Origin of the sequence: Propionivibrio sp. (assembly GCF_029255185.1) — a bacterium.
Lineage (GTDB): Bacteria > Pseudomonadota > Gammaproteobacteria > Burkholderiales > Rhodocyclaceae > Propionivibrio.
The window spans coordinates 1-22,576 of the sequence record NZ_JAPUVO010000086.1; the positions used below are offsets into that span (position 1 = coordinate 1).

General features: G+C 60.0%; 19 protein-coding genes. 12 read left to right on the forward strand and 7 right to left on the reverse strand.

Translation table 11 applies throughout. The annotated features are described in order from the left end of the window. Nucleotides 1–252: 252 nt before the first annotated feature. The 5 genes from Q1J43_RS05810 to Q1J43_RS05830 all read left to right on the forward strand — a co-directional run bounded on the left by Q1J43_RS05810 (nucleotide 253) and on the right by Q1J43_RS05830 (nucleotide 7,343). Entirely contained in the window at nucleotides 253–2,202 is a 1,950-nt protein-coding gene (locus tag Q1J43_RS05810; RefSeq protein ID WP_301101452.1) for a DNA topoisomerase IV subunit B, read from the forward strand. Nucleotides 2,203–2,373: 171 nt separating this feature from the next. Further along, the gene (parC, locus tag Q1J43_RS05815) at nucleotides 2,374–4,728 is read left to right on the forward strand and encodes a DNA topoisomerase IV subunit A (RefSeq protein ID WP_301101453.1); all 2,355 of its coding nucleotides are present in this window, start codon (nucleotides 2,374–2,376) and stop codon (nucleotides 4,726–4,728) included. A 79-nt stretch (nucleotides 4,729–4,807) separates the two neighbouring features. Beyond that, nucleotides 4,808–4,993 carry a DUF2283 domain-containing protein gene (locus Q1J43_RS05820; RefSeq protein WP_301101454.1) on the forward strand — a complete coding sequence of 62 codons (186 nt, stop codon included), beginning with the start codon at nucleotides 4,808–4,810 and terminating at the stop codon, nucleotides 4,991–4,993. A 302-nt stretch (nucleotides 4,994–5,295) separates the two neighbouring features. Then, the gene (locus tag Q1J43_RS05825; protein WP_301101455.1) at nucleotides 5,296–6,792 is read left to right on the forward strand and encodes an AAA family ATPase; all 1,497 of its coding nucleotides are present in this window, start codon (nucleotides 5,296–5,298) and stop codon (nucleotides 6,790–6,792) included. Nucleotides 6,793–6,794: 2 nt separating this feature from the next. After that, nucleotides 6,795–7,343, forward strand: coding sequence for an SRPBCC family protein (locus Q1J43_RS05830; RefSeq protein WP_301101457.1), 549 nt, complete (start codon nucleotides 6,795–6,797; stop codon nucleotides 7,341–7,343). A gap of 27 nt (nucleotides 7,344–7,370) precedes the next feature. Here the strand turns inward: Q1J43_RS05830 and Q1J43_RS05835 are convergent, their stop codons facing one another. The 5 genes from Q1J43_RS05835 to Q1J43_RS05855 all read right to left on the reverse strand — a co-directional run bounded on the left by Q1J43_RS05835 (nucleotide 7,371) and on the right by Q1J43_RS05855 (nucleotide 12,390). After that, entirely contained in the window at nucleotides 7,371–8,390 is a 1,020-nt protein-coding gene (locus Q1J43_RS05835; protein WP_301101459.1) for an L-threonylcarbamoyladenylate synthase, read from the reverse strand. Next, complete coding sequence (gene purE / locus Q1J43_RS05840; protein WP_301101460.1) at nucleotides 8,387–8,890, reverse strand: 5-(carboxyamino)imidazole ribonucleotide mutase; 504 nt, start codon at nucleotides 8,888–8,890, stop codon at nucleotides 8,387–8,389. The genes Q1J43_RS05835 and purE overlap by 4 nt, the downstream gene beginning before the upstream one ends. A 5-nt stretch (nucleotides 8,891–8,895) precedes the next feature. Next, nucleotides 8,896–9,750 carry a bifunctional methylenetetrahydrofolate dehydrogenase/methenyltetrahydrofolate cyclohydrolase FolD gene (gene folD / locus Q1J43_RS05845; RefSeq protein WP_301101461.1) on the reverse strand — a complete coding sequence of 285 codons (855 nt, stop codon included), beginning with the start codon at nucleotides 9,748–9,750 and terminating at the stop codon, nucleotides 8,896–8,898. 47 nt (nucleotides 9,751–9,797) lie between these two features. Next, a complete protein-coding gene (locus tag Q1J43_RS05850) occupies nucleotides 9,798–10,406 on the reverse strand; it encodes an indolepyruvate oxidoreductase subunit beta (protein ID WP_301101462.1) in 609 nt (202 codons plus the stop codon). A gap of 115 nt (nucleotides 10,407–10,521) precedes the next feature. Beyond that, a complete protein-coding gene (locus Q1J43_RS05855; protein WP_301101463.1) occupies nucleotides 10,522–12,390 on the reverse strand; it encodes a thiamine pyrophosphate-dependent enzyme in 1,869 nt (622 codons plus the stop codon). 450 nt (nucleotides 12,391–12,840) lie between these two features. Here Q1J43_RS05855 and aceE point away from each other — a divergent pair, with 450 nt between their 5' ends. The 3 genes from aceE to lpdA are packed head-to-tail and all read left to right on the forward strand — an operon-like array spanning nucleotide 12,841 to nucleotide 18,676. Then, a complete protein-coding gene (gene aceE / locus Q1J43_RS05860) occupies nucleotides 12,841–15,546 on the forward strand; it encodes a pyruvate dehydrogenase (acetyl-transferring), homodimeric type (RefSeq protein WP_301101465.1) in 2,706 nt (901 codons plus the stop codon). Between the two features lie 12 nt (nucleotides 15,547–15,558). Next, on the forward strand, nucleotides 15,559–16,863 hold the full coding sequence (gene aceF, locus Q1J43_RS05865; RefSeq protein WP_301101467.1) for a dihydrolipoyllysine-residue acetyltransferase: 1,305 nt from the start codon (nucleotides 15,559–15,561) through the stop codon (nucleotides 16,861–16,863). A gap of 13 nt (nucleotides 16,864–16,876) precedes the next feature. Beyond that, nucleotides 16,877–18,676, forward strand: coding sequence for a dihydrolipoyl dehydrogenase (lpdA, locus tag Q1J43_RS05870; protein ID WP_301101468.1), 1,800 nt, complete (start codon nucleotides 16,877–16,879; stop codon nucleotides 18,674–18,676). A gap of 54 nt (nucleotides 18,677–18,730) precedes the next feature. Here the strand turns inward: lpdA and recQ are convergent, their stop codons facing one another. Beyond that, nucleotides 18,731–20,611, reverse strand: a complete 1,881-nt coding sequence (gene recQ / locus Q1J43_RS05875; RefSeq protein ID WP_301101469.1) for a DNA helicase RecQ — start codon at nucleotides 20,609–20,611, stop codon at nucleotides 18,731–18,733. 157 nt (nucleotides 20,612–20,768) lie between these two features. Between recQ and Q1J43_RS05880 the strand changes: the two genes are divergently transcribed. From Q1J43_RS05880 to Q1J43_RS05890, 3 genes are all read left to right on the forward strand, one after another. Beyond that, nucleotides 20,769–21,056, forward strand: a complete 288-nt coding sequence (locus Q1J43_RS05880; RefSeq protein WP_301101470.1) for a putative quinol monooxygenase — start codon at nucleotides 20,769–20,771, stop codon at nucleotides 21,054–21,056. 259 nt (nucleotides 21,057–21,315) lie between these two features. Continuing rightward, nucleotides 21,316–21,564, forward strand: a complete 249-nt coding sequence (locus Q1J43_RS05885) for a hypothetical protein (RefSeq protein ID WP_301101471.1) — start codon at nucleotides 21,316–21,318, stop codon at nucleotides 21,562–21,564. Continuing rightward, entirely contained in the window at nucleotides 21,561–21,884 is a 324-nt protein-coding gene (locus tag Q1J43_RS05890) for a toxin-antitoxin system HicB family antitoxin (RefSeq protein ID WP_301101472.1), read from the forward strand. Before Q1J43_RS05885 ends, Q1J43_RS05890 begins: the two co-directional genes overlap by 4 nt. Before the next feature lie 36 nt (nucleotides 21,885–21,920). Here the strand turns inward: Q1J43_RS05890 and Q1J43_RS05895 are convergent, their stop codons facing one another. Then, the gene (locus Q1J43_RS05895) at nucleotides 21,921–22,061 is read right to left on the reverse strand and encodes a P27 family phage terminase small subunit (RefSeq protein ID WP_301101473.1); all 141 of its coding nucleotides are present in this window, start codon (nucleotides 22,059–22,061) and stop codon (nucleotides 21,921–21,923) included. A 133-nt stretch (nucleotides 22,062–22,194) separates the two neighbouring features. Here Q1J43_RS05895 and Q1J43_RS05900 point away from each other — a divergent pair, with 133 nt between their 5' ends. Continuing rightward, the gene (locus Q1J43_RS05900; protein ID WP_301101474.1) at nucleotides 22,195–22,566 is read left to right on the forward strand and encodes a CbiX/SirB N-terminal domain-containing protein; all 372 of its coding nucleotides are present in this window, start codon (nucleotides 22,195–22,197) and stop codon (nucleotides 22,564–22,566) included. The last annotated feature ends 10 nt before the right edge of the window (nucleotides 22,567–22,576 follow it).

Below are 22,576 nucleotides of genomic sequence, written 5' to 3' on the forward strand. Positions count from 1 at the left end.
GCACCCGCTCGACCGCCATCAGCCGAATTTCCTCCAGCGTCTTTCGGTCAAAAGTTCGTCCATCTCGTTTCATGGAATATATGAACGTCATTCTTGTGGCAAGTTCCCAATTCGTCGACTTATTTAGCGACTACTGAGTAAACAAGCGTTCGGTAGTAAACTGCGCACCATTAAAACGCAAAGGCCAGACTTGCACCGGCTTTTGCCTTTCCGGCCATGCACCGGGAAACGCACGCTGGAGAACCCCGCGCAATGAGCTACACCGCAGAATCCATTTCCGTTCTCAAAGGACTCGAACCCGTTCGTCATCGTCCTGGCATGTACACACGCACGGACTGCCCGCTGCACATCATCCAGGAAGCCATCGACAATGCCGCTGACGAAGCACTCGGCGGTTACTGCAAGCGCATACAGGTCACCTTGCACAGCGACGGCTCGGTGTCGATTCAGGATGATGGGCGTGGCATCCCAATCGAGATTCACCCGGTCGAAAAAGTGCCGACGGTCGAAGTAGTCTTCACCCAATTGCACGCTGGCGCCAAATTCGACAAGGCCGACGGCACGTCGGCCTACCGCTTCTCTGGTGGCCTGCACGGCGTCGGCGTTTCGGTCACCAATGCCTTGTCCACCCGCCTTGAAGTTGAAGTCACGCGCGACGGCGGACGCTACCAGATCGCGTTCTCCGGCGGTTCGCTCAGCGAGCCCTTACAGCGCCTTGGCGACGCACCCAGGCGGGCCAGCGGCACCCGCGTCAGAACCTGGCCAGACCCCCGGTTTTTCGATTCGGCAAGCATCCCCGCCGCCGAACTCGAACGCCTGCTGCGCAGCAAAGCGGTTCTCCTGCCCGGCCTCGAAATTTCGCTGGCCATCGAAAACGGCGCAACGAGCACCTGGTGCTTTGCCAATGGCATGCAGCAATACCTGGCCGAACAACTCGACGGCGAACTGGTGGCGCCGATGTTTACCGCCGAGAAATATGCACTCTACGGCGACGAGAATTTCCCGGTCGGCGCCGGCGCGGCATGGGCCATCTGCTGGAGTGCAGAGGGCAATCTGGCGCGCGAATCCTACGTTAACCTGATTCCCACCCCGGCCGGCGGCACCCACGAAACCGGTCTGCGCCAGGCGGCATTTGACGCTGTCAAAAGCTTCGCCGAGCACCGCGCGCTGCTGCCCAAGGGTATCAAACTCGCCGCCGAGGATGTTTTCTCGCGCGCCAGTTACGTCCTTGCCGCGCGCGTTCTCGACCCCTCATTTCAGGGGCAGACCAAGGAGCGACTGAACTCGCGCGATGCCGTGGCACTCGTCTCGCGCATGGTGCGCGACCCGCTCGAACTATGGCTCAACGAGCACCCAGACGACGCCAAAAAGATTACCGAGCTGGCCATCCGCGCCGCGCAGGCACGTTCGCGCGCCGGGCAGAAGGTCGAAAAGCGCAAGCAGTCGGGCGTCGCCATCTTGCCCGGCAAGCTCTCCGACTGCCAGAGCGAAGACATCCGGCGCAACGAGATTTTCCTGGTCGAGGGCGACTCCGCCGGCGGTTCGGCCAAATCCGGTCGCGACAAGGAATTGCAAGCTATCCTGCCGCTACGCGGCAAGGTGCTCAACACCTGGGAAGTCGATGCCGGCAATCTGTTCGCCAACCGCGAAGTGCATGACATCGCCGTAGCGCTCGGCATCGACCCGCATGCGCCGGGCGCGCCAGCCAGCGTTCTCGACAGTCTGCGCTACGGCAAGGTGGTGATCATGACCGATGCCGATGTAGACGGTAGTCATATTCGTGTCCTGTTGTGCACCCTGTTTTACCGCCATTTCCCCAGGCTGATCGAAAACGGCCACCTCTATTTCGCGCAGCCACCGCTCTATCGCCTGGATGTCCCCGGGCACGGCAAGAACCGCCCGCCGCGCAAGCTCTACGCACTCGACAATGCCGAGCGCGAGGCAATCATCGACCGTCTGCGCCTGGAAGGCATCAAACCCGAAGCAGTCGTCCTGTCGCGCTTCAAGGGGCTGGGCGAAATGAATCCGGAGCAGTTGTGGGAAACAACCATGTCGCCCGACACCCGCCGCCTAATGCGCATCCGCCAGCCCGGCGCCGATAAAGCCAACCCGGTGATGAATATGCTGATGGCCAAAACCGAGTCGGCCGGTCGACGCGCGTGGATGGAAGCCAACGGCGCACTGATCGGCGCAGAGATATAAGAAAATTGATTTCACCGCAAAGACGCGAAGACGCAAAAAGGTCGCAAAGGAAGATGAAAAAGCTATCGTGCAACGCCAGACTGCTCTTCTTTGCGGCACTCTGCGCCCTTTGCGTCTTTGCGGTACAAACTGCATTTCAGACTGAAAACACTTCGAAGTATATGAACGACTATGCCCACCACACCTGATCTGTTTGATAACTTGCCGCTAGCCGAAGTACCGCCGCCGCCACCCGTTGTGCTGCCTGAAACACCGGATGACGACGATGGCGAGAGCATTCTGCTGCACGAATCGGCCTCGCGCGACTACCTCGAATACGCCATTGCCGTGGTCAAGGGCCGTGCCCTGCCCGACGTCAAGGACGGCCAGAAGCCGGTACAGCGGCGTGTGCTGTTCGCCATGCGCGAACTCGGACTGGTGGCCGGCGCCAAGCCGGTAAAGTCGGCACGCGTCGTTGGCGACGTGATCGGTAAATACCACCCGCATGGCGATACCTCAGCCTATGACGCCATGGTACGCGTGGCACAGCCTTTTTCGCTGCGCTATCCTCTGGTCGACGGTCAAGGCAACTTCGGCTCACGCGACGGCGACAATGCCGCCGCCATGCGCTACACCGAAGCGCGCCTGGCGCCGATCGCCGAACTGCTGCTCGGCGAACTTGGCGAAGGCACCGTCGATTTCCAGCCCAACTACGACGGCTCGTTCGACGAACCCGCTTTCCTGCCGGCCCGCCTGCCCTTCTCGCTGCTCAACGGCGCCTCGGGGATCGCCGTTGGCATGGCCACCGAAATGCCCTCGCACAATCTGCGCGAAGTCGCCGCCGCCGCCATCCACAAGATCCATAATCCGGCGGCCGGCGTTGCCGAACTGATGGAACACATCCCCGGCCCCGACTACCCGGGCGGCGGTCAGATCATTTCCTCAGCCGCCGAAATCGCCAGCGCCTACGGCAGCGGGCGCGGCAGCCTGCGTGTTCGCGCCCGTTACGAATTCGAGGACATGGCGCGCGGCGCCTGGCAACTGGTGATCAAGGAACTGCCGCCGGGTGTTTCCTCGGCCCGTGTGCTCTCCGAAATCGGCGCACTGATGAACCCGCAGCCAAAGCCGGGAAAGAAATCAATCGAACAGTCGGCAGCGCAACTCAAGGCCCTGTTCGCCTCGCAGCTCGAACGCGCACGTGACGAATCGGGCAAGGACGATGACATTCGCCTGGTCTTCGAACCGGTGAGTTCGCGCCTGCCGCGCGACGAGTTCGTCGCCCTGCTGCTGGCGCACACCAGCCTTGAGTCGACGGCGCCGATTAACCTCGTTGCCGTCGGCATCGACGGTCGTCCGTGCCAGAAGACACTGGCCGACTTGATCGGCGAGTGGTGCCAGTTCCGCGTTCACACCGTTCGTCGACGTACCCAATTCCGCCTGCTCAAGGCCAACGATCGTATCCACATCCTCGAAGGCCGGCACATCGTCTTTCTGAATATTGACGAAGTAATCCACCTCATTCGCGAATCGGACGAGCCGAAGCCGGCACTGATTGAACGCTTCAAACTCTCCGACCGCCAGGCCGAGGACATTCTCGAAATCCGCCTGCGCCAACTGGCGCGGCTCGAAGGCATCAAGATCGAGCAGGAACTTGATAAATTACGCGGCGAGAAGGAAGAGTTACTCAAGCTGCTCGGCAACGAATCGCTGCTGCGCAAGCTGGTGGTGCGCGAGATCAAGGCCGATGCGTCCAAACACGGTGACGAGCGACGAACCATCATCCAGCCGGCAGCAATGGCCTCGCGCTTGGAAGTGGCAACGGTGGCCGACGAGCCGGTAACGCTGATCGTCTCCGAAAAAGGCTGGGCGCGTGTTCGCCAGGGACACGGGCTTGACCTCTCCGGCGTCACCTTCAAAGATGGCGACGGCCCCGGATCAACCCACGAATGCCGCTCAGTCGATTCACTGGTCATCCTGTCGACCGAGGGCCGCGCCTACACCGTGCCGATCGCCAGCCTGCCCGACGGACGTGGCATGGGAACACCATTGCCGTCCTTCATCGACATCGGCGCCGGCAAAATCGCCCACGTCCTGACCGGTCAGGCGCAGGACGAGTTGCTGGTGGCCAAGACTTCCGGCTACGGCTTTGTGTGCGCCTTCGCCGACCTGCTGTCGCGACAGAAAGCCGGCAAGACCTTCCTGACCATGGAGGATGGCGCACTCATCCTGCCACCCGCCCGCATCACCGGTAAGGACCATGTCGCCGCGCTGTCCGATGACGGTCGCCTGCTCGTCTTCCCGCTCGATCAGATGAAACGGCTGACCAGCGGCAAGGGCGTGCAGATCATAGCGCTCAAGGGCAAGGAAACGCTCAAGGCGATCGTCGCCGCCAAGGGGCCGACGGTTAACATCAAAGGGATATTCCGCAACAAGGTGAAGCTCTTGCCGTCGGAAGAAAAACACCTCGGCCAACGCGCGCGGCGCGGCGCGGCAGTGGGCCTGGTCAATCAGGTAGTGATCGAGAGTCTGCCTGATTCATCAGTTTAGTTTTGAATACCGACTAAACTGACAAGCAGCCCACCGCAATTGTCACGGCTTACTTTGACCGTTCAATGAAAGGCAAACTATGAAAATAGAATATGACCCGGAAGCCGATGCACTCTATGTGAGGCTTGGTGAACAAAAGATCACTGAATCCGAGCAGGTACAGCCAGGTGTAATTCTCGATTTTGACGAATCGGGCAAAGTCGTTGGTGTCGAGATTCTCTCGGCCAGCAAACGCGAAAACCAGCCTTTGAAAAAAGCAGCCTGAGCATAATAAGAATTCAACAGTCCGAAAAAACGGAAGCACCCGCAGCGGCTTACAAACTTTTACAAATTGTTGATACCAAGCTTTACCGCATATCGCATACACTTCTTTTGCGACTTGTTCGCTGCACTTTTCCAACAATCTCTACCGGAGTTCAAAATCATGGCGAAGAAAAAATCCAAGGGCAAGAAACCCGCCCCGAAGTAATCTCGAACAGGCACCGCCTGTTTCGTGATCAACAAAAAAGCAGGCGCAAGTCTGCTTTTTCGTTTTCTCAATCGGTTTTCTGACCCGCAGCGGTGAGCATGCCAACTGCATTATCCCCCGCCCTACCAAACATTTTCCGGCCGCGCGACTTTTTTCGCTTTCTGATCGGCCCGGCGATGTTCGCCATGCTGGCGGTGATCCTGATCCAGGAGTCTTGCAGCGCGGCAACGACCTGGCTGGTCATTAAGATCGCCCGCGACATCACCGAAGAAACCGTTTCGGCTGGCCTTTTCGGCTGGATCATCGCGGCGCAAACGGTTTCCTACCTGGCCGGTGCGGTGAGCTGGATCTTTGCCGAGCGCGCCGGCTTTGGCGCCTACTCGCGCTATATGCTGAATTTTGCCCGCCACAATCGCTTCCAGACTGGCTTGCTCGGCGACATCAGCGCACGCGAACAGAGCGAGCCCTTTCTCACCAGCGAAACCTTTCATGTCTGTTTCGAGCTGATCTTCACCCTGCAATTTCATCTTCGCCTGTTCTTCCAGTTACTCTTCAACTCGCTGGTGCTTGGTGTAGAAATCGACGCCGGGCTGCCACTGGCCTTTGCCGCAGCCTTTGTCGTTCTATCCATCCTGCAATGGTTCCTGCGCACGCCGCTGGCCGCCGCCTACCTGCATAACCAGCGCATGACCAACCGCATGACGGCACGTACCTACAACGCCTGGGACAATATTTTCAGCGGCAACCGCTACAACTTCAGCCTCTGGCACCGGGATTTTCGCCAGCGTCTGGCCGCCGCGCTCGATGCGCAGATTCGCGCCATCCTGCTGCGTGAAGGCTGGAGTGCGATCAGCGGCCTGATTGCCCTGGTCCTGGTGTTATCAACCACGGCCTGGATCGCCGTGCAGGATGCCGGCGATACCACATTGCTGATCGCTCTGGCCGCCACCCTGCCAAGGCAGATCGAGATGACGCTGGACATGCACCAGCTCACTGCCGGCTTTACCGATCTGCTGGCGGTATGGACTCGAATCAAAGGTGTCTGCGCGCATATCCGGCCGCTGCCTGATGCTGGCTTTGTCGGGCGCATCGGCTTTGGCCGCATCGTGCTCAAGGAGGGTGAAAATGAACGCAGTTGTGTTTCGCTGGCCGACGCCGTGCAACACGCGTTGGCCACAACAACCGGACTGATCACTGTGCGCGGTGGTAATGGCAGCGGCAAATCGACCCTGCTGGCGGCGCTCAAGGCGTATCTTCGTGGCCGCGCCTACTACTGGCCAACGCAGGATCGCTTGGCTTTCGCATTCAATAGCGGCATGCGGGAGGTCGCTGAAAACGCCGACGAAATAAGCACTGCCGATGCCGACGAAATCAGAGCCGCCGAAGAGGCCGTTCAGAAGAAGGGCTATTCGTCGGGCGAACGGCAGTTGCAGGTTCTACGTGAGATTGTCGCCAATACCGCCTATCCGGTTTATCTGCTCGACGAGTGGGATGCCAACCTTGATGCCGCCAACCGTGCGGCGGCCCTCGCCCTGGTTGAGGAACTTGCGCAGCGGGCGCGAGTCATTGAGATATCCCACCGCGACAGGATTTGACCATGTCCAGCTTGCCACGCCTTGCCGCCAGCATTTTACTGATCCTGAGTTGCGCGGCATTCGGCGCTGATCCGGAGATCGTGGTTAAGCTCCTGAAAAACGGAGACGCCTTTGTCGTCGATGCTAGGTTCGATATCGCGGCACCCTTGCGCACCGCGTGGGAAGTCCTCACTGACTTCGACAATATGGCCGGCATTCTGAGCAATCTGACATCGAGCAAGATCATCCGTCGCACAGGCAATACCTTGAATGTGGTGCAGGAGGGGGCAGCACGCTACGGAATCTTCACCTATTCATTCGCGTCCGAGCGGGAAATCCGGCTTGAGCCGATGCGGCGAATTCTTGCCCGGCAGCTTACGGGGACGGCAAAGCGGTTTGAAAGCGAAATGAAACTCTCAGCAAGCGATCGCGGCACCCAGATTCATTATCGTGCCGAGATTGTCCCGGATTCGGGCATCGCTCGTACTTTTGGTGGCCCCTTCATCGAGCATGAGATCGAAGAGCAACTCAACGCCATGGCCGCCGAGATGGTGCGGCGCAAAGCCCTCTGAATGAAGTGTGGAGTGACTATGCGGAGTTCATTCTTCGCCTGAACCGCAGGCCGCACGGCGCAGGCGATCGGACACGGCGGCCCAGGCCGGCGCTGCGGGAATGTCTTCAACCACGATCAGGTCATTACCCGCCTGATCGAGCTCGCGCAGCGCGGCATAGAGGCCGCGCGCGTAGCCTTGCGCATCGTCCGGCAACTGGCGCAAGGCATGCGCTGGCGCCACCGCCGGAGTTCTCCGGGTGTGTGCCAACAGGCCGCAGCGCCGCCCGTCCTGCTGCAGGCCGCCAATGAACGCCGACAATTGTTCGGTCTTCACCAGTTGCATCGGTGTCAGCGGCGCGTAGTGGGCATCCAGCGAACCGGAAACGCGCGGCGTGTCTACCGCTTGCTGGACGTCGGGTAGTTCAGGGAATATGCCAATCACGGTGGCAATCTGCTCCGGCGTGATGTGCCCGGGACGAAGCAGGCGTGGCGGCTGATCACCAGCGCGCGACAAATCGATGATCGTCGATTCGATGCCGACCGGACAACGTCCGCCGTCAAGAACCAGCGCTACCGAGTTGCCGAGTTCTTCCCGCACGTGCGCGGCATCGGTCGGGCTGATGCGTCCGAAACGGTTGGCCGACGGCGCGGCGATTCCGCACAGGCCACTGTGTCCGCCACCGGCCTGCGCGTAAGCGCGCAGCAGGTCGAGCGCGACCGGGTGCGCCGGTACCCGTACCCCTACGGTTTCCTGCCCGCCAGTCACAGCGTAGGGCACTTCAGGAGCGCGTTTGAGAATGAGGGTGAGCGGCCCCGGCCAGAAGGCCTCGGCCAGTTCCCAGGCTACGTTCGGGATGGCGCGCGCCCAGCGGTCAAGATAGGCCGAACCCGCCAGATGTACGATCAGCGGGTGATCGGCCGGCCGCCCCTTGGCGGCGAAAATCCTGGCTACCGCATCAGGATTGGCAGCATCGGCGCCCAGCCCGTAGACCGTCTCGGTTGGAAAGGCGACCAGCTGCCCGGCTTGCAGCAGTTCAACTGCTCGGGAAAACTCCTGCCGTTTCACGGCAAATCGGGAAGCGTCTTTGACAAAACCTTGTCGGACTGATTGACGCGGAACTCGGCAAGCTTGCGAGCCAGATCATGATCGTTCAGGGCCAGCATGGCCACCGCAAAAAGCGCAGCATTGACTGCGCCGGCCTCTCCGATGGCAAAAGTCGCCACCGGAATACCGCCGGGCATCTGCACCATGGCGAGCAGTGAATCGAGCCCCTGCAAATGCTTGGACGGCATCGGTACGGCCAGCACCGGCAGTTGACTCTTGGCCGCCAGCACCCCGGCCAAATGAGCCGCGCCGCCAGCGGCACCGATCAGCACCTTGACGCCCCGCTCCTGCGCGCAAGCGGCGTAGTCGAGCGCTGCGTCCGGCGTACGATGGGCGGACAGTACTTTGGCCTCGTAGGGAATGGCGAAACGCTTGAGCATTTCAGCGCAGGCACGCATCACGGGCCAGTCGCTGTCCGACCCCATGACGATGCCAACCAGTGTTTGTTCGATCACGATCATCTCCTTTAAGTGTTTAACGAGCGCTCGGCGCTCTCAAGGGTATTGGCCAGCAGCATGGTGATCGTCATCGGACCGACGCCACCGGGAACCGGCGTGATGAACGACGCCACATCCTTCGCCGACTCGAAATCGACGTCGCCGCACAGCTTGCCGTCGGCCGTACGATTGATGCCAACGTCAATAACCACGGCACCCGGTTTAATCATGTCGCCGGTGATCATTTTCGGCTTGCCGATCGCCGCAACCAGGATGTCGGCGCGCCGGCAATGCGCCTTGAGATCGCTCGTCTGCGAGTGGCAGACGGTGACCGTCGCCCCGGCATGCATCAGCAGCATGGCCATCGGTTTGCCAACAATGTTCGAGCGACCGACCACCACTGCTTCCTTGCCCTTGAGGCTGACTCCCGCCGCCTCGAACAATTTCATCGCACCATAAGGTGTACATGGGATAAAGCAGGGCTGACCCTGCATCAGCGCGCCGACGTTCTCGGCGCGAAAGCCGTCGACGTCCTTCTGCGGCGCGATCGCTTCAAGCACAGAGTCGGCGTCGAAATGCTTCGGCAGCGGCAGTTGCACGAGGATACCGTGTATCTTCGCATCGGCATTGAGCTCGGCAATCTTGTCGAACACCACCTGTGGCGCCACGTCGCAGGGGTAGACGTATTTTTCAGAGTGGATGCCGGCCTGGGTGCAAGCATTGACCTTGTTGCGCACATAGACCTGCGAGGCCGCATCCTCGCCGATCAGGATCACAGCCAGTCCGGGGCGCATGCCCTGCGCCGCGAGCTCGTCGGCACGTTGCTTGAAACCAGCACGTAGTTTCTGACCGAGTGCGACGCCATCGAGGAGTTGTGCTGTCATGGTGAGATCCAGAATACGTAATGGAAGGCGCGCGATTTTACCGCATCTTATGCCGCCTGCGCAGCTTGTGCCGCAGCAGCGCGACCGGCAGCAAAGGCGCGGCGGTTAAGCTCGATGAGTTCGGGTTTCTTGCTGGCGAAACGTTTGAGGATGCATTGTTCGAGAACCTCGGCCGAAAAAGGCAAGTGATCCGCGATGGCGCCTAGCATGACTGTATTGCCGAGCCGGATGTCGCCGAGTTCATTGGCGATAGACGAGGCATCAAAGGAAAAAACGCGGGTTCCGGCAGCGCGCACTTCGGCGACCGGATCGTCGGGATAATCGTACAGACCAAGGTCGACCACCGGCGGCACCAGCCGCCCGGTATTCATCAGGGCCAGGCCGTCGGGACGCAGCATGTGGCGCCAGCGCATGCCCTCAGCGGCTTCAAAACCGAGCAGCACATCGGCCGTTCCCGGCGTAATCTGGGGCGACAGAACCCTGGGGCCGAAACGCAGATGCGAGGAAACGACCCCGCCGCGCTGTGCCATGCCGGCCACTTCGGTCTTCTTGACGTCGTGGCCAAAGGCAATGGCCGCCTCAGCAAGAATTTCAGTCGCCGTCATGACCCCCTGACCACCGGTACCGACAACAAGGATGTTGGTTATTTCAGACATATTAAAAACTCCGAAACGCTTTCAACGCAGAGAGCGCAGAGACGCAGAGTTCGCAGAGAAACCTCTTACTAACTCTGCGTTCTCCGCGTCTCTGCGCTCTCTGCGTTGAAAGAGGTTAACTTTTTTTCACCACATGAATCGGCATCGCCAGCATCTCGACCGGCACGATGGCGTCGGGCGCACAGGGTTGCAGGCACAGGCCGCAACCGGTGCAGGCCGCGCTTTCGATGCGCACGAAATTGAGCTCGACTTCCTTGCCGCTCGGTTTGATGACCTTCTCGCGTCGCGTCACGTGAATGGCCGGACAGCCAATGTCGACGCAATTGCCACAACCGGTGCACAGTTCCTCGGCGACCTTGAACGGCTTACGCGCGCGGTAGTCCTCGACCAGCACGCAGGGCTGGTTGGTGATGATGACCGAGGGTTCGTCAATTTTCGATTCCTGGCGTAGCGTCTTGAACAGAGTCGGCAACTCGTAGGGGTCGACCACATGCACGCGTTCTTCACGCACCCCCAGTGCTTTCACCAGACGGGAAAAATCGATGCGCGGCGCCTCCTCGCCGTGAATGCCACGACCCGTGCCGGGGTTGTTCTGGCCACCCGTCATGCCGACGGCGCGATTATCAAGCAGCAGCACGGTGACGTTGCCGCGGTTATAGACGATGTCAAGCAGCCCTTGCATGCCCATGTGCAGGAAAGTCGAGTCGCCGATCACGGCGACGATCTTCCTGTCCTTTTCGGAATCGGCGCGACCCTTGTCCAGGCCGAGCGCCATACCCATCGACGCGCCCATCGATATGCAGGCGTCAAGCGCATTCCACGGCTGGCCGAAGCCGAGGGTGTAGCAGCCGATATCACCGGAAATAGTGACATTGCGCAGTTGCGCCAGCGTGTAATAAACGCCAAGATGCGGGCAGGCTACGCACATCGTCGGCGGCCGTGGGAAAACCTTCATCGGCGCGACTGTGACGACATCGGGGAGCGGCTCGCCAAGCAGCCGGGCGATAGCCGGTTTGAGGACATTGGGTGACAATTCGCCGCTGCGCGGCAGGATATCCTTGCCACTGACCGCAATGCCCTGGGCCTTGATTTCGATTTCAATCAGGGGTTCGACTTCCTCAACGACCACCAGTTGATCGCATTCGCTCGCAAAGCGGCGTACCAGATCAAAAGGCAGCGGACAGGAAAAGCCAAGCTTGAGCACCGGTGCGTCAGGAAAGCTTTCGCGCACGTGCATGTAGGCCGGACCCGAGGTAACGAAGCCGACACGGCGATCACTCCCCGTCTCGACGACATTGAGTCTTGATATCTCGGCCTCGGCCCGCAGCCGGTTTTCGCGCTCGAACATCAGCGGCAGGCGAAGGCCGGCAGCGCCCGGCACCATCACCCAGCGCGCGACATCCTTGGTGAAGCCGGCGACTGGCCGCTCACTGCGTTGACCGACGACGACCACTCCCTTGACGTGGCAAATGCGCGTCGTCAGGCGCAGGATCACCGGCACTTGGAAGCGCTCGGAGAGCTCGAAGGCGGCCAGCGTAAAATCGTACGCTTCCTGCGAGTCGGACGGCTCAAGCACCGGGACGTGTGCGAAACGGCCCCAATAGCGCGAATCTTGTTCGTTTTGCGACGACGACAGGCCGACGTCGTCGGCAACGGCAATCACCAGCCCACCGGCCACACCGGTCAGGGTCATGGTCATCAAGGCGTCGGATGCAACGTTCATGCCGACGTGCTTCATCGCGCAGAAAGCGCGCGAACCCGCCATGGCGGCGCCGAAAGCGACTTCCAGCGAGACCTTTTCGTTAACCGACCACTCGGCATAAATGTCAGGATAGGTCGAGATCACCTCAAGCATCTCGGTCGCCGGTGTCCCCGGATAGCCCGCAGCAACGCGCACGCCAGACTCCCAGACGGCACGTGACACGGCCTCGTTACCTGACATCAAGAGCCGGCTCTGCGCCGGCACGGGCGTGACTGCGGCCATCACATCTCCTCAAATGACTGGACTGTCTGCTAAAAATCGGGATATCCAACGCATGGATAACGCAGTTGCACTGCCTTGAGCAGAGCAGAGTATATCGCAGGCGTTTTGCTCAGTCTCAGAGATAGCGAGCCAAGCCTGAGCAATTCATCGTCGCGCCCCGCTATCACAATGCAGACGATTAGCCAGTCTGGGCCAACTTAAACCGTTCTTGCGGACAGATTTCACTGATCCGGCTAGATTCAATTTGGAGTCCGTTCGCCATGCACCTGCCGGTTTGAGCGACCACATTATATTACTATTGCACAATGCAGTATCGTATTTTACAATGCGGAAAATAGTGCGTTATTGATGCAATGCGGTACTTTCCATCGCGACGACGCATTAAGCTTGGCGGTTTCGTCAACCACTGATGAGCGATCAGCCACCCATCTGCAGACCAGGAGACAAGTCATGGCAGTACCCCCCGAAAACACCAAGAACGTTGCGATCAACGATACTGATCCACAAGAAACCCGCGAATGGCAGGACGCACTGACCGGCGTCATCGGCCAGGAAGGCACCGACCGCGCCCATTTCCTGATCCAGCAAATGATCGCCCAGGCACGCGAGGAAGGGATCGACATCCCGTACAGCGCGACGACCGAATACATCAACACCATCCCGGTTGATCGGCAGCCCATGTATCCGGGTGATGCCACCATTGAAATCCGGATCCGCAATTTCATTCGCTGGAACGCCATGGTCATGGTCGTTCGCGCCAACCGCGACAGCAATGTCGGCGGCCATATCGCCTCCTTTGCATCGTCAGCCGCGCTGTACGATGTCGGCTTCAACTGGTTCTGGCGCGCGCAAACCGAGCAGTATGGCGGCGACCTGGTTTTTTTCCAGGGGCACTCCATCCCCGGCGTCTATGCCCGTGCCCACCTGATGGGCCGCCTGAGCGACGAGCAGGTGGGCAACTTCCGTCAGGAAGTCGACGGCAAGGGGCTCTCCTCCTACCCGCATCCCTGGCTAATGCCCGATTTCTGGCGCTTCCCGACCGTGTCGATGGGACTGGGTCCGATTCAGGCCATCTATCAGGCGCGTTTCATGAAATACATGGAAAGCCGGGGCTTCATTAAAGCCACAGATCGCAAGGTGTGGGCTTTCCTTGGCGACGGCGAGACCGACGAGGTCGAATCGCTTGGCGCCATCGGCATGGCCTCGCGCGAAAAGCTCGACAACCTGATTTTCGTCATCAACTGCAATCTGCAGCGTCTTGACGGGCCGGTTCGCGGCAACGGCAAAATCATTCAGGAACTCGAAGGCACTTTCCGCGGCGCCGGCTGGAATGTCATTAAGCTGATCTGGGGGCGCCACTGGGATACGCTGTTCGAGCGCGACAAGAAGGGCATCCTGAAGAAGCGCATGATGGACGCGGTCGACGGCGAATATCAGATCTATAAAGCCAAAAATGGTGCCTATGTACGCGAGCACTTCTTCAACACCCCTGAACTCAAGGAACTCGTCGCTGACTGGACGGATGCCGACATCTTTGCCCTCAATCGTGGCGGTCACGATATCTTCAAGATCTACAGCGCCTTCAAGGCGGCGACCGACCATCAGGGGCAGCCCACACTGATCCTGGCCAAGACCGTCAAGGGCTACGGCATGGGCGTAGCCGGCGAAGCGATGAACATCTCGCACCAGCAGAAAAAGCTCGACCGCGATGCGATTATTGGTTTCCGCAACCGCTTCAAACTGCCGGTACCGGACGACCAGATCGACGATCTACCGTTCCTCAAGTTTGAAGAAGGGTCAGAAGAGTTGACCTATATGCACGAGCGGCGCACGGCGCTGGGTGGTTTTCTGACGAGGCGCAAACTCAAGGCCGCCGCGCTTGAGATTCCCGAACTCACGGCCTTCGAGTCGCTGCTCAAGGGTTCGGGAGAGGGCCGCGAAGTCTCAACCACAATGTCCATCGTGCGCGCCCTCAATATCTTGCTTAAAGATAAGAAAATTGGTCGCCGTGTCGTCCCCATCGTCCCGGATGAATCACGCACCTTCGGCATGGAAGGACTCTTCCGTCAGATCGGCATCTGGAACCAGGATGGTCAGAACTATATTCCGGAAGACCACGACCAACTGATGTTCTACAAGGAGTCAAAGGACGGCCAGGTGCTGCAAGAAGGAATCAACGAATCCGGCGCCATGAGCGACTGGATCGCCGCCGCCACCGCCTATTCGGTGCATGGCGAGCAGATGATTCCCTTCTACATCTGCTATTCGATGTTCGGCCTGCAACGCACCATGGATCTTTACTGGGCAGCGGCAGATCAACGTGCACGCGGCTTCATGATTGGCGCCACTGCCGGGCGCACAACATTAAACGGCGAAGGTCTGCAACACGAGGATGGCCATTCGCACGTTCTCGCCGGCCTAATTCCCAACTGCATCAGTTACGACCCGACCTTCTCTTTCGAAGTCGCGGTGATCATGCAGGACGGCATGCGCCGCATGTTCCAGGAGCAGGAAGACGTTTATTACTACATCACGGTAATGAACGAAAACTATGAGCATCCCGAAATGCCCAAGGGCGAATCGGGCAACACCGCAGCCGACATCATCAAGGGCATGTACCTGTTGAAGAAGGGCCAGGTCTCGGATGGCAAGCAAGCGGCTCCACGCGTGCAGTTGCTCGGCTCCGGCACCATCTTCCGTGAAGTCATCGCCGCCGCCGAACTGCTCAAAAACGACTGGGGCGTCGACGCCGATTTGTGGGGCTGCCCAAGCTTCAACGAACTGGCGCGCGAGGGCAACGACAAGGCGCGCTGGAATCTGCTCAACCCGACCGCCAAGCCAACACTCTCGCACGTCGAGCAGTGCCTGAACGACACGCGCGGCCCGATCATCGCCGCTACCGACTACGTTCGTCAGTATGCCGAACAGATTCGCCCCTTCCTCAACCGCCGCTATGTCACCCTCGGCACCGATGGCTTCGGTCGCTCGGATACGCGCGAGAAACTGCGCCACTTCTTCGAGGTCGATCGGCGCTGGGTCACGCTCGCCGCGCTCAAGGCCCTGGCCGACGATGGCAGCATCGCACACAGCAAGGTCGCCGAGGCGATTGCCAAGTACGGCATCGACGTGAACAAACCCAACCCGATGTCAGTGTAAGGGAGCGCATTAATGAGTCAGACAACTGAAGTCAAAGTCCCGGATATCGGCGACTACAGCGATATTCCGGTCATCGAAATCTGCGTCAAGGTCGGCGATACGGTCAAGCTTGATGACGCGCTAGTCACCCTTGAATCCGACAAGGCGACCATGGATGTTCCCTCGTCGGTCGCCGGTGTCGTCAAAGAAATCCGGGTGGCGCTCGGTGATCGCATTTCCGAGGGCTTTGTCGTCGCTGTCGTGGACGCGGCGGCTGGCGCCCCCTCCCCCGTCGTCACGCCGGAGCTTATCACTGCTCCAGCGCCCGCCGCAGCGGCTGTTGTTGCAACTCCGGCAGCGGCAGTCGTGCCAGTGCAAGTACCACCGCCCGCCGCCAGCCTGGCGCCGGGTGCGGCAACGCACGCCAGCCCGTCGGTACGCCTCTTCGCCCGCGAGCTTGGCGTCGACCTGTCCAGGGTTACAGCGACCGGCCCCAAGCAACGCATTCTCAGAGAAGACGTCACTGCCTTCATCAAAGGTGTAATGAAAGCTGGCCCAGCGGCAAGCACTGGTGGCGCGAGTCTGGGAGGGCTGGATCTGCTGCCCTGGCCGAAAGTCGATTTCGCCAAGTTCGGCGCGGTCGAGGTCAAGCCACTGGCGCGCATCAAGAAGATTTCCGCACAGAACCTCGCGCGCAACTGGGTGATGATCCCGGCTGTGACCTACCACGAGGACGCCGACATCACGGAACTCGAAGCCTTCCGCGTAGCGCTGAACAAGGAGAATGAGAAGTCCGGCATCAAAATCACCATGCTCGCCTTCCTGATCAAAGCCTGTGAACTGGCGCTCAGGAAATTCCCGGAATTCAACAGCTCACTGTCGACCGCTGACAATGGCGAAATGAGCCTGGTGCTGAAGAAGTATTTCCACATCGCCTTTGCCGCCGACACGCCGAACGGCCTGGTCGTCCCGGTGGTCAAAAACGTCGACCAGAAGTCGGTGAGCCAGATCGTTGTCGAATGCGGCGAGCTGGCCAAGAAAGCGCGCGACGGCAAGCTCGGCCCGGCCGACATGAGCGGCGCCTGCTTCACCATCTCCAGCCTCGGCGGCATCGGCGGCACCTGCTTCTCGCCGATCGTCAATGCGCCGGAAGTGGCCATCCTCGGCGTCAACAAATCGGTCATGAAGCCGGTCTGGAACGGCAGGGAATTCGTACCGCGCCTGATCCTGCCAATGTCGCTGTCGGCCGACCACCGGGTCATCGACGGTGCCCTGGCCACCCGCTTCAACGTCTATGTCGCGCAGCTTCTCGCCGACATGCGCCGCGCACTAATTTGATCGGGAGATACGGATGAGCCAGATCATTGAAGTAAAAGTCCCGGACATCGGCGACTTCAAGGACGTTCCAATCATTGAGCTATGCGTCAAGATCGGCGACACGGTCAAGGCCGAAGAGGCTCTGGTCACACTCGAGTCCGACAAGGCGACGATCGACATCCCGAGCCCGGCCGGCGGCGTAGTCAAAGAAATCAAGGTCAAGGTTGGCGACAAGGTGTCGGAAGGTAGCCTGGTCATGGTGCTCGAAGCGCTTGACGCCCTCGCTCAGACTGTTCCGGCAGCATCGCTGGCAACTCCAGCCACAGTGCCAGCGCCGCAAGCTGCACCGCTGGCCGGGCAATTTGGCGGCACGGTCGATCTCGAATGCGAAATGCTCGTCCTCGGCGCCGGCCCCGGCGGTTACTCGGCGGCCTTTCGCAGTGCCGACCTCGGTCTGAAGACGATCATCGTCGAGCGTTACGCAACGCTTGGCGGGGTGTGTCTGAACGTTGGCTGCATTCCGTCGAAAGCGCTGTTGCACGTTGCCGTCGTCATGGATGAAGCCGAGCACATGGCCAAATGCGGTGTCGCCTTCGCCGCGCCGCAGATCGATATCGACAAGCTGCGCGCACACAAGGCCGGGGTCGTCGGCAAGCTTACCGGCGGCCTCGCCGGAATGGCCAAGCTGCGCAAGGTCGATGTCGTTCGCGGCTACGGCAATTTCCTCGATGCCAACCACATCGAGGTTGAGATCACCGACGGCGGGGCGCAAGAGAAGACCGGCGCCAAGAAGGTGATCCGCTTTCAGAAATGTATCATCGCGGCCGGCAGCTCGCCCGTGCATCTGCCCTTCATCCCGAGCGACCCACGCATCGTCGACTCGACTGGAGCGCTCGAACTACGCTTCGTACCCAAAAAAATGCTGGTCATCGGCGGCGGCATCATCGGCCTCGAAATGGCTACCGTCTACTCGCTGCTCGGCACCCGTGTCGACGTCGTCGAAATGCTCGACGGGTTGATGCAAGGACCGGACCGCGACGCGGTCAAGGTCTGGGAAAAACAGAACCTGCACCGTTTTGACAAGGTCATGCTGAAGACCCGAACGACCGCCGTCGAAGCCAGGGACGATGGCCTCTACGTCAAATTTGATGGCGACCATGCACCCGCCGAAGCAGTCAAATACGACATGATCCTGCAAGCCGCCGGCCGCTCGCCGAACGGCAAGAAGGTTGCCGCCGACAAGGCCGGCGTCATCGTCACCGACCGTGGCTTCATCACCGTCGACCCGCAGATGCGCAGCAACGTGCCCAATATCTTCGCCATTGGCGACATCGTCGGCAACCCGATGCTAGCGCACAAGGGAGTGCATGAAGGGCACGTCGCGGCCGAAGTCGCCGCTGGCGAACTGAAAGGCAACGCCGAACTGGCGCGCACCGCCTTCGACGCGCAGGTCATCCCCAGCGTCGCCTACACCCACCCGGAAGTGGCCTGGGTCGGCCTCACCGAAGAGCAGGCAAAGAAGGAAGGACGCAAGGTCGAAGTCGCCAAGTTCCCCTGGGCGGCGTCCGGACGCGCCATCGCCAACAGCGCCGACTACGGCTTCACCAAACTTATCTTCGATCCCGTAACGCATCGCGTGATCGGCGGCGCCATTGTCGGCCCAAGCGCTGGCGACATGATCGGCGAAGTCTGCCTGGCCATCGAAATGGGCTGCGACGCCGTCGATATCGGCAAAACCATCCACCCGCACCCGACGCTTGGCGAAACAATCGGCATGGCCGCTGAAGTGGCGCACGGCACGTGCACCGACATCCCACCGGCCAAGAAAAAATAAGCCCGCATCACGACGGCAAGGTCACGGAGAAATCTGTGGCCTTGTACGTCTTACCTATACGCCTCCCAGCACCCGCAATATTTCCCTGCCGTAGGCTTCCAGCTTTTTAGCCCCGATACCACTGACTTGCGCAAGCGCGTCGAGTGAGCCGGGCACACCCTGCGCCATCTCGGCCAGGGTTGCGTCGTGAAACACAACGTAGGCCGGCAAGTTGTGTTCGCGCGCGACTTCGGCGCGCCAAGCCTTCAGCGCAGCAAAGCGCGCCAATCCTTGTTCATTAAGTGGGAGCGGCGGCGGCTTGCCCTTGCTGCGCGCGGGCTTGCCGGCCCTGACCCCTGCCGTGCGTTTGGGCACAGTACTCGGCTGGCGCAGCAGCAACTGCACTTCGCCACGCAGCACCGGGCGCGCGCTCGGTGTCAATTCCAGCGTGTTGTATTCGCCCTCGCTGCGCAGGTAGCCCAGGGCAATCAACTGGCGCAGAACAACGCGCCATTGTGCTTCGCTCACTTCAGCGCCGATACCGAAGGTGGACAGGCCCGCATGCCCATACTGCGCGACCTTCTCGGTGCTCTTGCCGCGCAGCACGTCGATCAGGTGCACAGCGCCAAAGCGCTGGCCGCGGTTCTGGTAAAAACGGTAGATGCATGACAAAGCCTTGCGCGCGGCCTCGGTCGCATCCCAGGTGGCGGGAGGATGAAAGCAATTGTCACAGGCGTACTGATGCGCTGCACAGGCAGCGCTCTTCTCGCCGAAGTAGGAAAGCAGACGAACGCGCCGGCAGTCGTGCGTTTCGGCCAGTGCGAGCAAGGCGTCGAGCTTGCCGCGCTGGCCGCGCTTGAATTCCTCGGCGGCCGGGCTTTCGTCGATCATGCGCCGTTGGTTCACCACATCGGCCAGGCCGTAGGCCATCCAGGCGTCAGCAGGTTGGCCATCACGGCCAGCGCGACCGGTTTCCTGGTAATAGCTCTCGATGTTCTTTGGCAGGTCCATATGCGCGACGAAGCGCACGTCGGGCTTGTCGATGCCCATGCCGAAGGCGATGGTGGCGACCATGACCACTCCCTCGTCGCGCAGGAAGCAATCCTGGTGACGCCGGCGCACAGCGGCGTCGAGTCCGGCATGGTAAGGCAATGCGTTGACGCCTTCACCGCTCAGCCAGGTGGCGGTGTCGTCCACCTTCTTACGCGACTGGCAGTACACAATGCCAGCGTCGCCCTCGTGCTCGTCGTGGATAAAGCGCAGCAACTGCTTGCGCGCATCATCCTTCTCGACCACCGCGTAGCGGATGTTTGGCCGGTCGAAACTGCTTATGAAAACACGCGCTTCTGAGAGCGCCAGCCGCTCAATGATGTCGGCGCGCGTCAGGTCATCGGCGGTCGCCGTCAACGCAATGCGCGGCACGTCAGGATAACGCTCATGCAGCAGGTTCAGCGCCAGATAGTCCTCGCGGAAATCGTGGCCCCACTGACTCACGCAATGCGCCTCGTCGATGGCGAACAGGCTGAGCAGACCGCGCTCGTGCAGTGAATCGAGTTGCGCCAGCATGCGCGGTGTGGTCAGGCGTTCGGGCGCGACGTAGAGCAGTACCAGCCGGCCGCTCATCATCTCGCGCTCAATTTTCTGCGTTTCAGGAAGCAACAGCGTCGAGTTAAGAAAGGCAGCGCGCACGCCGGCCTCTTCGAGCGCGCCAACCTGATCGTGCATCAGCGCGATCAACGGGCTGACGACAAGCGCCACGCCTCGCCCGGCGCGGTGCCGTGCGATTGCCGGCACCTGGTAGCACAGGCTCTTTCCGCCACCAGTGGGCATCAATACCAGCGAATCACCGCCACAGATCAGGTGGTCGACAACCTCGGCCTGCGCTCCACGAAAAGCGCTGTAGCCAAAGACATCGTGCAGAATCGCGATGGGGGACGTTGAAGCAGTAGAAGTCACAGGACAGACCGACAGTAAAGCCCTGATGGTAACTGATTGAACACCCGTTTAGGTCGTCTGGCCGGCCAGGACGATTGGGGTCGTTTTTTGCAGTGCGTTGCAACTGTTTTCCTTTCAACTGACTCAAACACACCTTTCATGTAGAAAGGAAGCAGCGATGGTAAAAATCATGGCCAGAATTTCAGCGAAAGTCGGCACAGCGGACCAACTCCAGGAAGTTCTCAAGGCACTGGTCCGCTCCACCCGAAATGAACCCGGGTGCGTCAGCTACGAACTATTTCAGGACGAAGAGAATTTTCTCGAATTCGTCACCATCGAACACTGGGCGAATAACCAGGCTGCCGAAGCCCACATGACCACGCCGCACGTCGCCGAAGCATTTGCGAAGGCGGCAGGCTTGCTTGCCAAGCCCCCATCTATCAATCGCTTTACACAGATTATTTAGCGGGCGCGTGTTACCGGTCAAAATTGGCGGTCGCATGAATATATCCGTCATGTCGGGACCAAGACCTACCACGCCGACGGCGGCCAGATCGACTCGGTCGTCGCCAGCCACTACCCCGACACCTTCAGCAGCACCAGCCCGATCGACTTCGGGCACGTTGGGAGCTAAGGTCAAATTCAATATTCAGTCTCAGCGTTTGGCAAGTTTCGTGGCAAAAGGCACCTTTGACACTAGATATCACTATTGATACCATGAACGGATGGGTGGAGTCGACAAAATTCTTGACCAGATGCGACGCGAGCCGACCAATGTTCGCTTTGGCGACTTGCAAAAAGTCTGTGAAGCTTACTTTGGCAAGCCCAGAAATCACGGCACCAGTCATTCGATATTCAAAACGCCGTGGCAAGGTGACCCGCGGGGCAACATTCAGAATGACAAGGGCAAGGCCAAGGCGTATCAGGTCAGGCAAGTGCTGTTGGCAATCGAACGATTAGAGGTGAAGCCATGAACATCGATCATTACACCTACCGCGTGACGTGGTCACAGGAAGACCGCGAGCATGTCGGCTTATGCGCTGAGTTTCCGTCTTTGTCCTGGCTTGCACCGACACCCGAGAAAGCGCTTGCCGGTATCCGTCGCGTCATCTCCGAGGTTGTGGTCGACATGCAAGGTGCGGGAGAGGCCATTCCTGAGGCACTGGCTGAAAAAAAATACAGTGGACGCTTCATTGTTCGCGTTCCTTCGCTTGTGCACCGGGCACTGGCGACCGAGGCGGCCGAACAGGGCGTGAGCATCAACCGTCTGGTATCCGCGAAACTGGCAGTCTGAATCGCAGCCTTAAGGTGGCTGATTGACGATTGGCCATCAGCCCGCAATCTCTGCATCGGCGGCTTCCATCGGCAGCGCGATGCGCGAGCGTGACACCAGCGTAAATCCCATCTCGGTCGCGGCCTTAGTCATGATCTGGGCCTGCTTGTTCGCAATGGCCAGGTAAGGCGACTGCATCGGTACGCCGGTGTTGGGCGCCTTGACCGCGGCGCCACTCGCCCCGTGAGCCGGCCACGCACAACGCCGCTGGCCCTACGCAATCCGCTGCTGACCTGGCGCCTGATGCTGTTGATGCGCTAAGCTTGAGCCCATGTCAAAAACAGCCCTTGTCCTCTTTGCCCACGGCGCTCGCGACCCCGAGTGGGCCTCACCCCTGCGGCGTGTTTGCGCGGCGGTACGCGCAAAGTCTCCCGAACTGCGCATTGAATCCGCTTTTCTTGAATTCATGACACCGAATCTGCGCGATAGTGTTGAAGCGTTGGTTGGCGACGGTTTTGAGCGCATTGTCATATTACCGATGTTCATCGCCCAGGGGGGCCATCTTAAGCACGACGTGCCGCTACTGCTTGAAGAATTGCGCACGCTTCATCCGCAGGTTCGCTTTGATCTGACCTGCGCAGTTGGCGAAGCGGAAAGCATTGTGCAGGCCATGGCGGCACATGTGCTGGCATTAGCCGGCTAACGCCTATCGA

Coding starts and splice junctions, on each gene's coding strand:
- Q1J43_RS05885 (WP_301101471.1), top strand. CDS start 21,316: ATGGGTGGAGTCGACAAAATTCTTGACCAGATGCGACGCGAGCCGACC.
- Q1J43_RS05850 (WP_301101462.1), bottom strand. CDS start 10,406: ATGTCTGAAATAACCAACATCCTTGTTGTCGGTACCGGTGGTCAGGGG.
- Q1J43_RS05830 (WP_301101457.1), top strand. CDS start 6,795: ATGTCCAGCTTGCCACGCCTTGCCGCCAGCATTTTACTGATCCTGAGT.
- Q1J43_RS05895 (WP_301101473.1), bottom strand. CDS start 22,061: ATGCAGTCGCCTTACCTGGCCATTGCGAACAAGCAGGCCCAGATCATG.
- aceE (WP_301101465.1), top strand. CDS start 12,841: ATGGCAGTACCCCCCGAAAACACCAAGAACGTTGCGATCAACGATACT.
- Q1J43_RS05880 (WP_301101470.1), top strand. CDS start 20,769: ATGGTAAAAATCATGGCCAGAATTTCAGCGAAAGTCGGCACAGCGGAC.
- parC (WP_301101453.1), top strand. CDS start 2,374: ATGCCCACCACACCTGATCTGTTTGATAACTTGCCGCTAGCCGAAGTA.
- Q1J43_RS05820 (WP_301101454.1), top strand. CDS start 4,808: ATGAAAATAGAATATGACCCGGAAGCCGATGCACTCTATGTGAGGCTT.
- Q1J43_RS05890 (WP_301101472.1), top strand. CDS start 21,561: ATGAACATCGATCATTACACCTACCGCGTGACGTGGTCACAGGAAGAC.
- folD (WP_301101461.1), bottom strand. CDS start 9,750: ATGACAGCACAACTCCTCGATGGCGTCGCACTCGGTCAGAAACTACGT.
- Q1J43_RS05855 (WP_301101463.1), bottom strand. CDS start 12,390: ATGGCCGCAGTCACGCCCGTGCCGGCGCAGAGCCGGCTCTTGATGTCA.
- Q1J43_RS05810 (WP_301101452.1), top strand. CDS start 253: ATGAGCTACACCGCAGAATCCATTTCCGTTCTCAAAGGACTCGAACCC.
- Q1J43_RS05900 (WP_301101474.1), top strand. CDS start 22,195: ATGTCAAAAACAGCCCTTGTCCTCTTTGCCCACGGCGCTCGCGACCCC.
- Q1J43_RS05825 (WP_301101455.1), top strand. CDS start 5,296: ATGCCAACTGCATTATCCCCCGCCCTACCAAACATTTTCCGGCCGCGC.
- lpdA (WP_301101468.1), top strand. CDS start 16,877: ATGAGCCAGATCATTGAAGTAAAAGTCCCGGACATCGGCGACTTCAAG.
- aceF (WP_301101467.1), top strand. CDS start 15,559: ATGAGTCAGACAACTGAAGTCAAAGTCCCGGATATCGGCGACTACAGC.
- purE (WP_301101460.1), bottom strand. CDS start 8,890: ATGATCGTGATCGAACAAACACTGGTTGGCATCGTCATGGGGTCGGAC.